Source organism: Shewanella amazonensis SB2B, assembly GCF_000015245.1.
Taxonomy (GTDB): domain Bacteria; phylum Pseudomonadota; class Gammaproteobacteria; order Enterobacterales; family Shewanellaceae; genus Shewanella; species Shewanella amazonensis.
Window position 1 is genome coordinate 3469070 of sequence record NC_008700.1, and the last position, 13951, is coordinate 3483020.

General features: G+C 51.6%; 11 protein-coding genes. 4 read left to right on the top strand and 7 right to left on the bottom strand.

Features of this window, described 5'->3' with window-relative positions; translation table 11 throughout:
• Window positions 1-163: 163 nt before the first annotated feature.
• Window positions 164-1438 (top strand): glycerophosphodiester phosphodiesterase family protein, encoded by a 1275-nt coding sequence (locus SAMA_RS15240; protein ID WP_041410542.1) that lies wholly within the window; start codon window positions 164-166, stop codon window positions 1436-1438.
• A 299-nt stretch (window positions 1439-1737) separates the two neighbouring features.
• On the opposite strand, the gene SAMA_RS15245 is transcribed toward SAMA_RS15240, so the two are convergent.
• Window positions 1738-2511, bottom strand: a complete 774-nt coding sequence (locus tag SAMA_RS15245) for a DeoR/GlpR family DNA-binding transcription regulator (RefSeq protein WP_011761027.1) — start codon at window positions 2509-2511, stop codon at window positions 1738-1740.
• A gap of 293 nt (window positions 2512-2804) precedes the next feature.
• Here SAMA_RS15245 and SAMA_RS15250 point away from each other — a divergent pair, with 293 nt between their 5' ends.
• Window positions 2805-3953 (top strand): MFS transporter, encoded by a 1149-nt coding sequence (locus tag SAMA_RS15250; protein WP_011761028.1) that lies wholly within the window; start codon window positions 2805-2807, stop codon window positions 3951-3953.
• A 307-nt stretch (window positions 3954-4260) separates the two neighbouring features.
• Here SAMA_RS15250 and SAMA_RS15255 read toward each other — a convergent pair whose 3' ends face one another.
• From SAMA_RS15255 to SAMA_RS15270, 4 genes are all read right to left on the bottom strand, one after another.
• Window positions 4261-5616 (bottom strand): serine hydrolase domain-containing protein, encoded by a 1356-nt coding sequence (locus SAMA_RS15255; protein WP_011761029.1) that lies wholly within the window; start codon window positions 5614-5616, stop codon window positions 4261-4263.
• A gap of 121 nt (window positions 5617-5737) precedes the next feature.
• A complete protein-coding gene (locus tag SAMA_RS15260; protein WP_011761030.1) occupies window positions 5738-7885 on the bottom strand; it encodes a KAP family P-loop NTPase fold protein in 2148 nt (715 codons plus the stop codon).
• Window positions 7886-8556: 671 nt separating this feature from the next.
• A complete protein-coding gene (locus SAMA_RS15265; RefSeq protein ID WP_011761031.1) occupies window positions 8557-9123 on the bottom strand; it encodes a phosphoribosyltransferase in 567 nt (188 codons plus the stop codon).
• A 215-nt stretch (window positions 9124-9338) separates the two neighbouring features.
• The gene (locus SAMA_RS15270) at window positions 9339-11108 is read right to left on the bottom strand and encodes an alkaline phosphatase D family protein (RefSeq protein ID WP_011761032.1); all 1770 of its coding nucleotides are present in this window, start codon (window positions 11106-11108) and stop codon (window positions 9339-9341) included.
• Between the two features lie 199 nt (window positions 11109-11307).
• Here SAMA_RS15270 and SAMA_RS15275 point away from each other — a divergent pair, with 199 nt between their 5' ends.
• Window positions 11308-11727: a CBS domain-containing protein gene (locus SAMA_RS15275; protein WP_011761033.1), complete on the top strand. Its 420-nt coding sequence runs from the start codon at window positions 11308-11310 to the stop codon at window positions 11725-11727.
• Window positions 11728-11775: 48 nt separating this feature from the next.
• On the opposite strand, the gene SAMA_RS15280 is transcribed toward SAMA_RS15275, so the two are convergent.
• Window positions 11776-12465: an LrgB family protein gene (locus tag SAMA_RS15280; RefSeq protein WP_011761034.1), complete on the bottom strand. Its 690-nt coding sequence runs from the start codon at window positions 12463-12465 to the stop codon at window positions 11776-11778.
• Window positions 12465-12896 (bottom strand): CidA/LrgA family protein, encoded by a 432-nt coding sequence (locus SAMA_RS15285; RefSeq protein WP_011761035.1) that lies wholly within the window; start codon window positions 12894-12896, stop codon window positions 12465-12467. The genes SAMA_RS15280 and SAMA_RS15285 overlap by 1 nt, the downstream gene beginning before the upstream one ends.
• A 103-nt stretch (window positions 12897-12999) precedes the next feature.
• Between SAMA_RS15285 and SAMA_RS15290 the strand changes: the two genes are divergently transcribed.
• Window positions 13000-13890 (top strand): LysR substrate-binding domain-containing protein, encoded by an 891-nt coding sequence (locus SAMA_RS15290; protein WP_011761036.1) that lies wholly within the window; start codon window positions 13000-13002, stop codon window positions 13888-13890.
• Window positions 13891-13951 lie beyond the last annotated feature (61 nt).

Sequence of the window (13951 nt, forward strand, 5' to 3'; positions counted from 1 at the left end):
AAAGGGCCACCGTGGTTTGGGTACAAAAAAGCCTTCGCAAAGCGAAGGCTTTTTCTTTTGCCCCATGCCATTTGCGTGTCATGGTTCGTTAACGGGGCTGTCTTGGGCGTGTCACAGAGCGAGGTTAGGTTTACTCCAATTTTTCTACTTTGGAATCAACATGATGCTCCGTAAAACCTGCCCCTTGCTCTGCCTCCTGCCACTGCTGGCGTTAACCGCCTGCAATGATAACGACAGTCCACAAACCGAAACTGAGGTCACGCCGCCAGCCGTCACCAAGGTACCTGCGCAGGTGGGCGTTCGCCCGGCGTATCTCATTTCGCAAATGGCCGAAGGTGAGCTCAAATCGGCACTGGCCCAGTGCAAAGACATGCCCTTTTACCGCAGCGACTTTTCCATCGGCCACCGGGGCGCCGCCATGCAGTTTCCTGAGCACACCCGTGAGTCCTATCAGGCCGCCATCGACTCGGGTGCAGGGGTAGTGGAATGTGACGTGACCTTTACCGCTGACAAGGCGCTGGTGTGCCGCCACTCCCAGTGCGATCTGCATACCACCACCAATATTCTCGCCATCCCTGAACTTGCCGCCAAATGCAGCGCCCCCTTCAGCCCCTTCGATGCCGCCACCGGCACCCCCGCCTCGGCCAAATGCTGCACCAGCGACATCAGCCTCGATGAATTCATGAGCCTGAAAGGCAAGATGGACGGTGCCAATCCCAGGGCCACCACAGTGGATGAATACCTCGCAGGCACCCCGGGCTGGCGCACCGACCTTTATGCTGCCACCGGAACCCTGATGACCCACGCTCAGTCGATTGACATGTTCAAGGCCGCGGGCGTTAAAATGACCCCGGAGCTCAAGTCCCCCGCCGTCAGCATGCCCTTCGATGGCATGACCCAACAGGATTACGCCGACAAACTGGTGGCCGAATACCAAGCCGCCGGTGTGACGGCTGACCGTGTTTACCCCCAGTCGTTTAATCTGGAGGATGTGAAGCACTGGATTGCCACCGCACCGGAATTTGGTCAGCAGGCCGTGTATCTGGATGACAGGGATGAGACCCTGCCCGGTTTTGACCCCATGAACCCTGACACCTGGCAGCCAGATATGGCAAGCCTCAAGGCCGATGGTGTGGAGATAGTCGCGCCGCCGCTGTGGATGCTGGTGACACTGGATAACGACGGCAAGATAGTGCCATCGGAATATGCCAAGGCCGCCAAGGCCGCCGGGCTTAAGATAATCACCTGGACACTGGAGCGCTCGGGTCATCTTACCAACGGCGGCGGCTGGTATTATCAAAGCATTACCGATGCCACCACCAATGAAGGGGTCACCTACGAGCTGTTGGACGTACTTGCCAAAGACGTGGGCGTAATAGGGGTATTCTCCGACTGGCCCGCCACCGTCACCTACTACGCCAACTGCAACGGACTGTAATCCCGAGCCGCAGCGGCCGGGCCGATGCGATTGGCAGGCTGTAAACATGAAAAAGCCGGGATAATCCCGGCTTTTTTTGCTGAATCAGCTGGCTAAGCGCCATGTGCTCTGAAGGCTACGCCTGTTGGTGCCTGTGGATTGAACCCCGCATCTGAGTCCCCGGGGCCATCAAGGACAAGATGGGCCGATCTGGGCTATATGAATCACCCCACATCACCATAAGCAGGATAGAGTGTACAGGCTTTGAATAAACACCATGCCCTGTGTCACTGCCCGCCACATAGTGTCTGCATACGCTTTTAATCTGCCTGCACAATATTGACGTTTGATTGTGCCAACTTTGCCAGCACACCCGGCACAGACGCGCCTGCAAGCACCAGAGTGGAAATCTCACTCACCTGCATCACCCTGTGTTTGGCTACCGTCCCCAACTTGTCTTGGGTCAGCGCAACAATAACCTCACTGCTTTGCTTGACGATAGTCCGTTTAAATTCTGCATCATCGAAATCAAATACCGTCACCCCTTCTTCAGGGTCGAGTGCGCAGGCTCCCAGCAGGCATTGGTCGAAGTACATGGTTTCCAGCTGCCTGATGGTTGCGGGGCCAACCGATGCGCCAATCTTCCGGTTCAGTTTCCCCCCCAACAAAATCACTTCACAGTGCGCCAACTTCAGCAATTCAACCGCAATTTCAGGCACATGGGTAACAAAGGTGATGGCTTGCTGCTGGCTTATCGCTTTGGCGATTGCCATATTGGTGCTGCCCGAATCCACAAAAACGCAATCACCGGCCCGCAAAAGCTGCGCACTGGCCCGGCCAAGTTTCTGCTTTTCTTCACCTGTCAGATGAATGCGCTCGGCTAAACCCGGCGGATCTGCCACCACATTCACAGCGCCGCCATAGACCTTTTTGCAAACGCCCTGACTGGCCAGTTCCTGCAAATCGCGCCGGATAGTGTGTTCAGATACACCCAGTTCGGCTGCGAGCTGAGCGCAGACGACTCTGCCATCCTGTAGCAGGCGCGTTTTAATCAGGGTTTGCCTTTGATCCGGAAAGGAAGCATAATCGAGCATAATTTATCATGAATTATCAACAAGCATGGCTCATGCTAGCGCGTTCATGCTCCATTTATCAATGAAAAGGTGAGCCGGGATAAAGCATATGCCCCGGTATTTCAACGTTGTGGCCAAGCTTTAACCCGGGCACATGAGCGGCTTTCACAGACGCGACTCAATCGGTTGCCGATTTTACTGTTTATATGGCGGGCAAGTGAGTACCTGTTACCAATCGGGATCGGGCGGTGACCAAGTGGTGTTTGCACTTTCATGCTCGATTATGATGTTTTAGCTCTTTTTTGTGTGGTGTTATGACAACTAAACCCTTTGTGAGTCAACTGGACAGCGTGATGGAAGTCCCCTCAACCCGGGCTATGTTCTTTGGTGCAGGCCTCGCAACAGCGGCATGGGCGGCCATTATTCCCATTATCAAAAGCAATATCGGGATTGACGACGGGACCCTCGGCTTACTCTTGCTGTGTTTGGGCGTTGGCGCTATTTCATCCATGCCCCTCGCAGGCGCCGTGGCGACCCGACTGGGGTGTAAGCTGGTTATGCTCGTTACCGTCAGTGTGTTTTCACTGGTGTTGATTTTGTTACCGCTCGCCACCAGCACCTTTCAACTGGCCGTTTTACTTACTATTTTTGGCTTTGGCATTGGCGCAACCGATTGCGTGATGAATATTCAGGCCATTCTGGTGGAGAAGCGCGCTGATAAAAATTTAATGTCCGGCTTCCATGGCTTTTATAGTTTGGGCGGCATTTGCGGTGCCGGGGTAATGGCGGCCCTATTAACGCTCGGGATCTCAGCGCTGCAGGCCTGTATCCTGGTGAGTGTGTTCGTGGTGGGAGGATTATTCTACTTTCATCGCGGTCTGCTTCCCTTTTCAAACCCAAAGGAGGGGCCGTCATTTGCCTTACCCCATGGCCCGGTACTGCTGATTGGCTTGATCTGTTTCTCGTTGTTTTTGGCAGAGGGAACCGTGCTGGATTGGAGTGGCGTGTATCTCGCTGAGTATCAAAATGTGCCCCATTCAAGCGCCATGCTTGGCCTGTTTTGCTTTTCGCTGACCATGACCCTCGGCCGCCTGACCGGGGATAACACCATTTCACGCTTTGGCAGCCGATTGGTGCTGACAACCGGAGGGCTGCTGGCCAGTGCCGGGATGTTTCTCGCTATCTCGGCCTCAGATCTCAATCTTGCGTTACTGGGATATGCGCTCGTTGGATTGGGCTGTGCCAACATAGTGCCCATCATGTTTTCCGCAACAGGCAAGCAAACCAGCATGCCGCAGTCGTTGGCGGTACCGGCGGTTTCAACACTGGGTTATATCGGTGTGCTGGCAGGCCCTGCCAGCGTTGGGCAAATAGCACAGTATTTCACCTTGCCAGTGGCCCTTTACCTGATTGCCCTACTGATTGCCCTGGCAACCCTGGTGTCGTTAAGAGTGAGGCTTTAACGCCTGTACCAGACGCCAGCGCGTTGTTGGCTTCGAGACGCGATGCAACATGTGAATGGCATCTTTATACGCCAGCTGTTTTGCTTCGCCGCAGGTATCACTTGGCAAAGTGAGAGTATTTCAGGCACAGAGAAACCGGCGATAAAGCGCAAAGGGATAAATGGCTGAACGGGGTGGCGCTGAATGAATAACTGACTTGATAAACAGGTTACATAAAAGCGTCGCCCCAATAACTGAAGACGACGCTGAGAACGCGGGTAAAACGACGCTAAACAATAATGTGAATGCTCGCTTCTCAAAGCAAGAGTTAATGAACGACCTTCATTTTCACTTCTTCCTCGCCCTTTTCCCCTAACCTGGTCGACAGCCTGTCGCCATTGTCTGAAATAATAAAATAAACAGGTTCGGCGCCGACCTGGTCATAAACAAAGCGGCCATCGCCTTCATATCGCAGCGCCTGGGTATAACCATCAGGAAATTGATTGGCGAGCTTGCCATCGAGGTTAATCAGGGTCACCCCATAGGGATCGTCAGGGATGGCCTGATACTGACCCACATAGCGCGCCAGCTCTTCTGCCGCGACTGGCAGATCAGTCAGGGTTTGATTAAAGTAGCTTTTCAGCATCTGTTGATAGGTGTCATGAAAGTTATCATTTGATCCATTGGATGCTAAAACCAGCGTCATCTTTTCCTGAGGGAAATAGGCCGCCATCGCGTTATATGCATCAAAAGTCCCACCGTGCCCAAATCCTTGCTTGTCAAAAAAATCAATGGGTTTAATACCCAAACCAAAACCATTTTTGGTCTGCTTCATGGTATCAACCAATGGCAAAGGGATAATCTCACCGTTAAACAAGGCATTATAAAAAATCGCAACCTCTGTGGGTGTTGCCTTAATGGAACCCGCCCCCAGCCCAACAGACATATTGGATGCAGGAAACATTGACCATTGCCCATTATCAAAGGAGTACGAATGTTGAGTTTGATGGGTATCGCGCACATGTACCGTTTGAGTCAGGTTTAATGGCGTTGTTATCTTTTCACTGAGTATCTCACCAAAGCTCTTTTGGTATACCTTTTCCAGGATGAGAGCCAGCAGATAATAGTTGGAGTTGCTGTACTCCGCTTTGGTGCCTGGTTCAAAATCGCTGCCCAGCGCCAAAATTCGGTTGAGCATACTCTCACTGCTTTGATTCTCTGTCCGATAGTCAAAAAATCCTTTTCCTTTTTTGGTGTAATTGCCAATGCCACTGGTGTGCTGAAGCAGATTTTTGATGCTGATTAGGTGTCCATTTTCAAGGGTCGGAAAAAATGCCTCGAGTGTTTGTTCCAGCGTCAGCTTTTGTTCGTCAACCGCCTTTAGCACAAGGGCGGCTGTGTAGGTTTTTGACACTGAGCCAATCAAGTAAGCTGAATGTGTGGTCGATTTTTCATTCTTGCTTATATCATCGAAGCCCGAGCTATCTGAAAAAATCACTTTACCTGAATGCATCAACACAACACTGCCCATAAAGTCAGATTGCGAGCGGATGTCATCAAATGCCCTGTGCAGCCTCTCCTGCCTTGACTGAATATCGTCAATCTGCGTGGTATCTGTGTCTTTTTTGCCACAAGACATCAACACCGCTGCACTGCATAGTACGGCAAGTAAAACTCTAGTCATCAGTCACGTCCTTGTTTTAATGCACAAGCTAAGGCTTTCACGGAGATAACGCCCGGCTCAGCGGTGAGCGAAGTGAATCCGCTGGAGCCGCTTGTTATGTCTCCCATCTTTGCAGAATATTTTAGAATTTTTCGCCTTTTGTAGCATCATTAAGATAATATTTTTCACCAGTCAGAACGCTTGAGTAAACGGCTTTCAAGTAATTCGAAAGCGTTTGGCTGGTATTGCTTAATTCCACGTCAGCAAGCTCCTTAAGACGCTGATAATCCAATAGTTCAGATAATGAATCCTCAGATATTTCTGTGTATGGTCCGTTAGTAGAATCACTCCCGCATCGACCCACGAGCTTAGCTATCTTTTCTATGCCTAGCTCTTCATTTATCCACTTACTGAAAACTTGCCTTGTTTTTTCCTTAGACACTCGATAGAAAACAAAATAAATATGTGATGCATGAATAGAGTCGGCAAGCCCACCATCTAGTAACTGACTCGCAACCATGTCGGACCAAGTTTTAAGGTATTCTTCTCCTTTTTCGGGGGATAGCCACTGCTCTTCTTTTAATCTCGGATCATCTGTCTCTATCCTTCCTAGCTGCACTAATAGTCGACGACTTATGTCAGCTGTAATTGGTAGAAAGCTGGGATTTTGGAGCAAATCGAAGAGAAATTGCTCCTTTTCATCCAAGACCTTAATAAAAGCAAATGTCAACCACATTATATTTCGATATGGTTCAAACCCAAAGAAACCGTGAACAGCATCTTCAAAGCTCTTTAAGTACGGCGAATCTAAAAAGACCGTATATAGAGCCTTTAATGAGAGAGCAGCATTCTCTTGGTTAGCCTTCTCAATATTATGGTGCAAAAGTTCAAATAATCGCTCTACGAAACCTTCAGAAATCGCTCTTCTCAAATACTCCTCGCGATTGATTGATCCATTTAAAAATGAAACTATGTCGGTATCTGATGCGAATCCCGTTGGAATCTGATAATGAAGTGCGATATAAAGTCTTTTCTCTGATGCAACCCGTCCACACTGATCATAATCGGAACCATACATCGAATAACCGGAACCTTCGAGAAGTGGAAATAATTCTTTGAGAATGCCTTTTAGATAAACCACATCTTTTCCAGGTGCGCGCGTAATAATACTATCTCGTTTATCTTTGTTTTTCTCTACAACCTCTTCTCTCTTATCAAAAGCAAGACTGTCATCGAATTTTCGACCTACATAATATTCAGGAGACTCTTTTAGGGAATGGTATATTTCTTGAGCTTTGATAGCCAAGACAGACAAGCAGTATAAATCAGTAAAACATACGTTGCCTTCTGTTTGTGAGAGCACGAAACGTAAATGATTAAAGGTTCGTTTTAGCTCTCGCGGATTTCGTATTAAATATTTAACATAACTATGATATAGATAGCTAAGTCGCTCTTGGTCACGTTCAAAGCTATCCGTTAACGATTTATCTGATAAATTCTGAAGTTCTATATCAGCCAGCTTTTGAAGATCATTGTGAGCAATAAGAGGCAATGAAATCCGTAACTGAACAACTTTATCTATATATTGGTTCGAATTTTCAATGCCGTGCTTTTCTAGTGAGCTTGCGAGATAAGTAGGATCAAAAGACAGCAAGAAAGATGTCCCAGGAAAGTCAGCTACAGCTTTTACCAACCTAACCACTTGAAACGCCTCATCTGGGGTCAGGCGATCAATATCGTCAATTATGACGACAATTGATACCCCAAGCTTCTTTAGAAGATCGTTAATCTTATTTTTTCTGCCAATTAAATCTAACTCTTTTAGCTTGCTAATTTTTTTAGTGGCTCCACCAACCACTTTGAAAACACCTTGAACTGTAGATGCCCAAGGCTCCACCCCCGGAATGAATTTCATGGCGTTAAACAATTCCGAATATGCCAAAAGCTCCTTAGCGGCTTTTAGCCCTTCTTTAGGTCTGTCAGGTATATTAAGCTGGGATGAAAACTGGACCAAAAAATCTTGTACTAATGCCTCTGCTTTACCAGCAAGCCATGGATTGTACTCAACTATCACAGGACCATTTTCTTGGTTGCCTAATGATTTCTTAACGAGATTTATAACTGAAGTCTTTCCATAACCCCATTCCCCTTCTAGAGAGGCCGTCATGCAATCATCACTAGGAGCGATACGAAGAACAGTAGCTAAATGTTCAGAAAAAGCCTCTCTTCTTAATAGGTCAGGACTTTCCGACTCTCCAGTAATAGGCTGGTCATTATGATAGCTTCCCATGTACTTATTTCTTCCTTTCTACTCTTTCATAACTTGAAGTACCGAAATGACCTCAAGAGACATAACATTTGTATAGTGTGCCGGCTCGTTTATCAGCTTAGACCAGTTAAAATCGTGCCGGTGAATGTTCAATGGACTGAATCACTTAGCCGATATCGTCCAGATAAGTTGCCACAGCAAACCGTGCCGGCACGGTTTCCCACCTGTTATCAGCCCCGCAAATTTTGCAAGCATTTGTTTTTAAATTAAAAAAACTCATCATAGAGAAGCAAAGCGTGCATGACTGGCACACATATTCACCCGGTCCAATGGCAAGGGTAAAACCCGGCTTACCGATACGAGCAGCGAAGCGGCTTTCGGCTGATGGAGTAACCGATACATGGGGACGTGAGCGGTGAAGCACATTCCGGCAATGCCTTTGAACATGGCTACCGCACGGGCTGGAGTGAGATGCTGCGTCCCTGAGAAGTGTTTTGATCCATCAAATCAGCATCTTGGCATAGGTTTATCTGTCGGGGCAAGCGTGTTAACCGAATTCGCCTGAGGCCACAAAAAAGCCGTGCCAGCTGATTAGTCAGCAGGGGCACGGCTTTTACCCATCCACGAAGCAGCGCAAGGCTTACATCAGGGGCCTACATCACGGGCTTGCGTAACAAACTGATATAACAAGCTTAGATAAACAGCTCGGCGATGTTTTTCAGGTCACTCTTGCCGTTCGCTATCTCATCCGGGGTCAGACCCGAGACTTCGTGGGGGAACACCAGCCAATCTTCAGATGAGTGGATGTAGTAATCCGGCTTTAAAGGCACGGCGGTGTTTTTGGGTTTGTAGTATGGACAGGCAATACGGATATCGCGGGGCATATTGAGGCGCATCAGCTGCGACAGTTTTTCTTTCAGGGCATGGATGCTGCGGCCAGAGTCGAATACATCATCCACAATCAGCAGGCCGTCGTCGGCGTTACAGTTTTCGATGATGTAATGCAGTCCGTGGACCTTGATTTCCTTGCTCTGCTTGTCGGTACCTATGCCATAGTAAGACGAGGTACGCACGGCGATATGGTCGGTATCGACCTTTTTGAAATCGAAGTATTCCTGCACCGCAATCCCTATGGGTGCACCACCACGCCAGATCCCCACAATAAACTGCGGACGAAAGCCGCTTTCATACACCTGGGCTGCCAGGCGAAATGAATCTTCGAGCAGCTGCTGCGCCGTAATGTAATGTTTGTCTGACATAGAAGCGTCCCCATCATCCTATTGCTGTTTTTTGGTAATTCGCGGATGAGGCCCAAACCCGGTATCCGCCATGATTTGGGCGCGCATTTTACACAAATTTTTGCCCCGTGACTGCTGCAAGCATAACAAGCCGGAGAATTTCCTCCACTGAGCATAAAAAAATCCACCCATTGGGGTGGATTTTTTAGCGACGAGCACCGTTAGCGGGAAGCGGATTACACCACAGCCTCTATCACATGGCTGCCCGCCAGGGTGCGGGCGCTGTAGCCACGGCCCGTGGCCTCGGTGAAATCTTTCTCCAGAATGGACGAGACATAAATCCAGTCGCTGCGCACTTCTTCCTGGGTGAAGGTCAGTACCATAAAGCCCCTGTCCTTGAGGTTGGCGTACTTGAGGTCGTCCACCAGCCCCACCACTGCCGCTTCGGTGGCCGGAATTTGTTCGGCCGGCAATTGCAGGTAGTACTCCAGCCCCGGCGACGACACTGAGCTGGTCGCAAACTCCACGCCAACGGCGGCGCCGTTCACGTCTTTGAGCTCGTTGGCCCAGGCGTTGTGGGTATCACCGGCCAGCACCACCAAATTGGCATTCACCGACCTGGCCGTACCCAGAATCACCTCACGCTCGTAGGCGTAACCGTCCCAGGCATCGAGGTTGTAGGGAATGGATGGCAGTTGCAGCAGGGCAATGACTTCCGGCGTCAGCTTATGCTGGTTGGCCGCCAGATACATCAGCTCTTCTTGGGTCAGGGTAGGATCGCCCGCCTGAGCGCGGGCGGCGAGCTGTGCCAGACCGGCCAGCTCGGCAAACTGAGGAATAGACAGCTGTTGGGTGGCAATGGCCGCGGGCAACAACATCTTGCCCATCAACACCTGTTGGCCCAGTACCTGCCATTTGGCTTCGTTTGCCAGTAACTTGCTTTGCAGCCACAGCAGCTGCAGTGCGCCCAGCATGGTGCGGCTGGTGCTGGTGACATCGGCCATAAAGCTGGTGCCATCGAAGGCGCCAGTGGCTGGGTCAAGGTAGGTTTCAAACTGCAGCTGCTCATCACGGCCAAGCAAACGGGTATCCAGCATGTGCAGATCTACCAGATCGCCAAAGGCAAAGCTTCGGAAGATTTCTTCATGGTTGCCTTCGCGCCATGGGCGAATAGGCAGCCATTCAAAGTAAGCCTGCAGCGCCGCCTGCTTACGGGCCTCAAAGTCGCCCTCGCCTTCATTGTGGTTTTCAGCGCCATCACGCCAGGCATCGTTACAGACTTCATGGTCATCCCACACTGTAATAAAGGGCACCATGGCGTGGAGCTTTTGCAGACTGGCATCACCGCGATACTGAGCGTAACGGGTACGGTAGTCGCCCAGGCTCAGGAGTTCATGGGCCGGTAATACCTCACGGCCGATGGCCGCCGCGTTTTCACTGGCATAACCGCCACGGGGATATTCGTAGATATAGTCGCCCAGATGCACAACCGCATCCAGTGAACCCTGGGCCGCTGCCAGCTCGTAAACGTTAAAGTAACCGGCCGGGAAGTTGGCGCAGCTCATTACCGCCAGTTTCACCTGGGACACGGCGCCCTCTGGCAGGGTGCGGGTTTTGCCCACAGCCGAGGTTTTGTCGCCGCACATAAAGCGGAAGTAATAGCTGCTGCCGGCGGCAAGGCCCATGGCATCCACTTTGACTGTGTAATCCCTGTCTTTATTGGTCATGGTGCTGCCGTCTGTGACCAGCTCTTTGAAGTCGGCATCTTTGGCCACCTGCCAGGAGACAGTCAGGTCGGCATCGCCGGTGGGAGTCACCCGGGTCCAGATGATGACAGCGTCATGGGCCGGGTCACCACTGGCAACACCGTGAACGAAGCTGACCGGCACAGATGGGGCATCATCATCGCTGCTGGAGCAGCCCATCAGGCCATAGGAAACCACTGCGGCACCAACGCCTTTGGCCGACATGGCCAGGAAGTCACGACGTGAATAAGACCGTTTCATTATTATTATTCCTTTGGTTATATGAGAGGTATGAGGTCCAATGAGTCTTAGTTTGCAACATTACTATTACACAAGCATGACGCCCTTGGTAGAGTTTTGCCGACTAGAACATTGAAAAACAACCAGTTAAACAGGATGCTATACTCCTGCTAACCGGATCTGCAGTGGATTAACCGGCAACTGGCCCATGGAGGATGCTATGCAAGTTAAAGACATCATGACCCCCAACCCTGTCTGCATCAGTGATGGCGCCAGCCTCAAGGATGCCCACCTGCTGATGCAATCCCGTGGGGTGCGACACCTCCCTGTGGTAGGAGAACAGGATGGCCACTACAAGGGCATTTTGACTCACAAAAAAATGATTTCGACCGTCGTCAGCCTGCTGAACAAGTATGGTCAGGGTGCTCTGGAGCGCAAGGAGCGACAATATCTGGTGAGAGAGCTGATGGATACAGACGCCCAGCGCCTGAGCGACGACGAACCCCTGGCCGTGGTGGTTGATTACTTTATTGAGAACAAGCTCGGTTGCCTGCCCGTGCTGGACAAGGAGCAAAGGGTACTGGGCATAGTGACCTCCTCCGACTTTGTGAAACTGTGCAAAACCCTGCTGTCAAAATAAAAAAAAGCCGGCGAAACGCCGGCGAAAACAAGCAACAAAGGGAAAGGGTTATACGAGAAACAGGGCAAACACGGGGGCCCCCAGCACCATGGCGATACCGGTGAAAATCATTGTCAGGCTGGCCACCACAGCCTCTTCTTCACCGTACTCACGCGCCTTGGCGGCGCCGGCACCGTGAGCCGATGCCCCAAGGGCAACGCCTCTGGCGAGGGATGAACGTACCCTGCCAAAGCGAAACAGCGGCCCGCACAGCAGCATACCCACCACACCCGTCATCAACACCACCATGGCCGTTAGCTCGGGCACACCGCCAAAAGCCGTGGTGGCTTCCATGGCAAAGGGGGTGGAAACGGAGCGCACCAGTACGCTCTGGCCAATTTCCGGCGGCAGAGCAAAGAGTTTCACCAGCCCCCAGGACGACACCAAGCCCAGCAGCAAACCGGCCATCACCCCCAATGTGAGGGTAATGGGGTAACGGCGGATAAGGGCACGCTCACGGTAAATGGGCAGCGCAAAAGCAATGGTGGCAGGACCCAGGAGGAGCACCAGAAAATGGGTGTACTCGAAATAGCTGGGCAGTGGAATATCCAGCAGCAGGACAGCGGCAATAATCAGTAAGGGCGCCAGCAGAATGGGGGCGGCCCACCAGTAGCCCAAGCAGCTGTACAGACGCTTGGCGCCGTAATAGCCCATGAGGGTAATCAATAAGCTCAGCAGCGCCAGACTGGTATGACTCATTACAGTCGCCCTCCGGCACGGGCCAGGTGCAGGCCACGTTCAAACTTAAAGGCTTTGTCCACTACCCAGGCGGTACCCAAGAGCACGGTTACGCTGCCTGCCACCAAAAAGCCCAGCATGCGGGCGCCATATTGTTCAATCATGGCCTCATACTGAATCACAGATATCACCGGCGGAATAAAAAACAGCAGCAAGTCCCCCAGCAGCCAGGCCGCACCGGCCTGCAAGGCCTTTTCGGGCACCCACTTAAGCGACAACAGCGCCAACAATACCGCCAGGCCCACCACGCCGCCGGGCACCGGCAGCGAAAAATACAACACCAGAGCATGAGCCAGCCAGGCGAGCAGGCAGATAGCCGCCGCCTGCAACAGGGTCAGGCTGGCCCTTTTGGCACCGGATTTGAGTCTGACTTTGCCTTCGCTGAGGGTCATGGTGGCTATCACAGTTAAAAATGGAATGTGCTTAGTGTAGATTTGCCATTTAAATAAAAAAAATGAATATTAAGCATAGATAGCATTACCAAAGGATATCCAATTGGATCTCAGGGCCATCAGATACTTTATGGAAGTGGTGGATGCCGGAGGCTTTGCCAAGGCCTCCGAAAAGGTCCATCTCACCCAACCGGCGCTGTCAAAAGCAGTACGCCTGCTGGAAGAAAGCCTGGAACTGCAGCTTATCGAGCGGGGCAAGCGCGGGGTGCATTTACGCCTCACCCCTGCCGGTGAAGTGGTCTATCGCCACGGTTTGGCCCTGCTCGCGACCCGCGACGACATGCTGGCCGAGCTGGAAGCCATGCGAAGCCTCAGGGGCGGCCGACTCAAGTTTGGTTTGGCGCCCCTGGGCAGCGCAGAACTGTTCGCCCCGGTCATCGCCCGCTTTCGCAGCCTCTATCCCAAGATTGATATGCAACTGCTGGTGCGCGGTGGCATTGAGCAAACCACGGCACTGCGCAAAGGCGAAATTGAACTGGCCACCGGCATCACGGCGCTGGACAGCGAGTTTGAAGGGCTGCGCATTCGCAAGGACCCCATGGTAGTGGTGTTGCCGCGGCAACACTTTCTGGCCCACAGACGCGAGCTGGCGCTGCACGAACTGGCAGACACGGCTCATATCCTGTTTGAGCCCGAATATGCCCTGCATCAGTTGGTGGTGGATGCCTGTGAACAGTCAGGCTTCTCCCCGATTGACGTGACCCGGGTAAGCCACCCGGATTTTGGTATTGCGCTGGTGGCAGCAGGTACGGGGGCCATGATATTGCCAAGCTATATCGCAGAGCGCCACATGGTGGCAGGGGTTGTGAGCGTGCCGCTGAAAGAAACGGATCTGCACTGGGAATTGTCGCTATTTTGGCGCCGCGGCCAGCCCTTATCCTTTGCCGCCGAAGCCATGATAGCCCTGGTGAAAGAGCGCCTTGGCGGCCTGTAAAGTGCAAATACAACAACACCGGCGCTCAGGCCGGTGTTGATGGTTCATCGCCACTGTCGCC

Excerpts from the sequence above, each read along its gene's own strand:
- SAMA_RS15285 (WP_011761035.1), bottom strand. The coding sequence starts at position 12,896 with ATGACCCTCAGCGAAGGCAAAGTCAGACTCAAATCCGGTGCCAAAAGG.
- SAMA_RS15260 (WP_011761030.1), bottom strand. The coding sequence starts at position 7,885 with ATGGGAAGCTATCATAATGACCAGCCTATTACTGGAGAGTCGGAAAGT.
- SAMA_RS15240 (WP_041410542.1), top strand. The coding sequence starts at position 164 with ATGCTCCGTAAAACCTGCCCCTTGCTCTGCCTCCTGCCACTGCTGGCG.
- SAMA_RS15250 (WP_011761028.1), top strand. The coding sequence starts at position 2,805 with ATGACAACTAAACCCTTTGTGAGTCAACTGGACAGCGTGATGGAAGTC.
- SAMA_RS15275 (WP_011761033.1), top strand. The coding sequence starts at position 11,308 with ATGCAAGTTAAAGACATCATGACCCCCAACCCTGTCTGCATCAGTGAT.
- SAMA_RS15245 (WP_011761027.1), bottom strand. The coding sequence starts at position 2,511 with ATGCTCGATTATGCTTCCTTTCCGGATCAAAGGCAAACCCTGATTAAA.
- SAMA_RS15265 (WP_011761031.1), bottom strand. The coding sequence starts at position 9,123 with ATGTCAGACAAACATTACATTACGGCGCAGCAGCTGCTCGAAGATTCA.
- SAMA_RS15270 (WP_011761032.1), bottom strand. The coding sequence starts at position 11,108 with ATGAAACGGTCTTATTCACGTCGTGACTTCCTGGCCATGTCGGCCAAA.
- SAMA_RS15255 (WP_011761029.1), bottom strand. The coding sequence starts at position 5,616 with ATGACTAGAGTTTTACTTGCCGTACTATGCAGTGCAGCGGTGTTGATG.
- SAMA_RS15280 (WP_011761034.1), bottom strand. The coding sequence starts at position 12,465 with ATGAGTCATACCAGTCTGGCGCTGCTGAGCTTATTGATTACCCTCATG.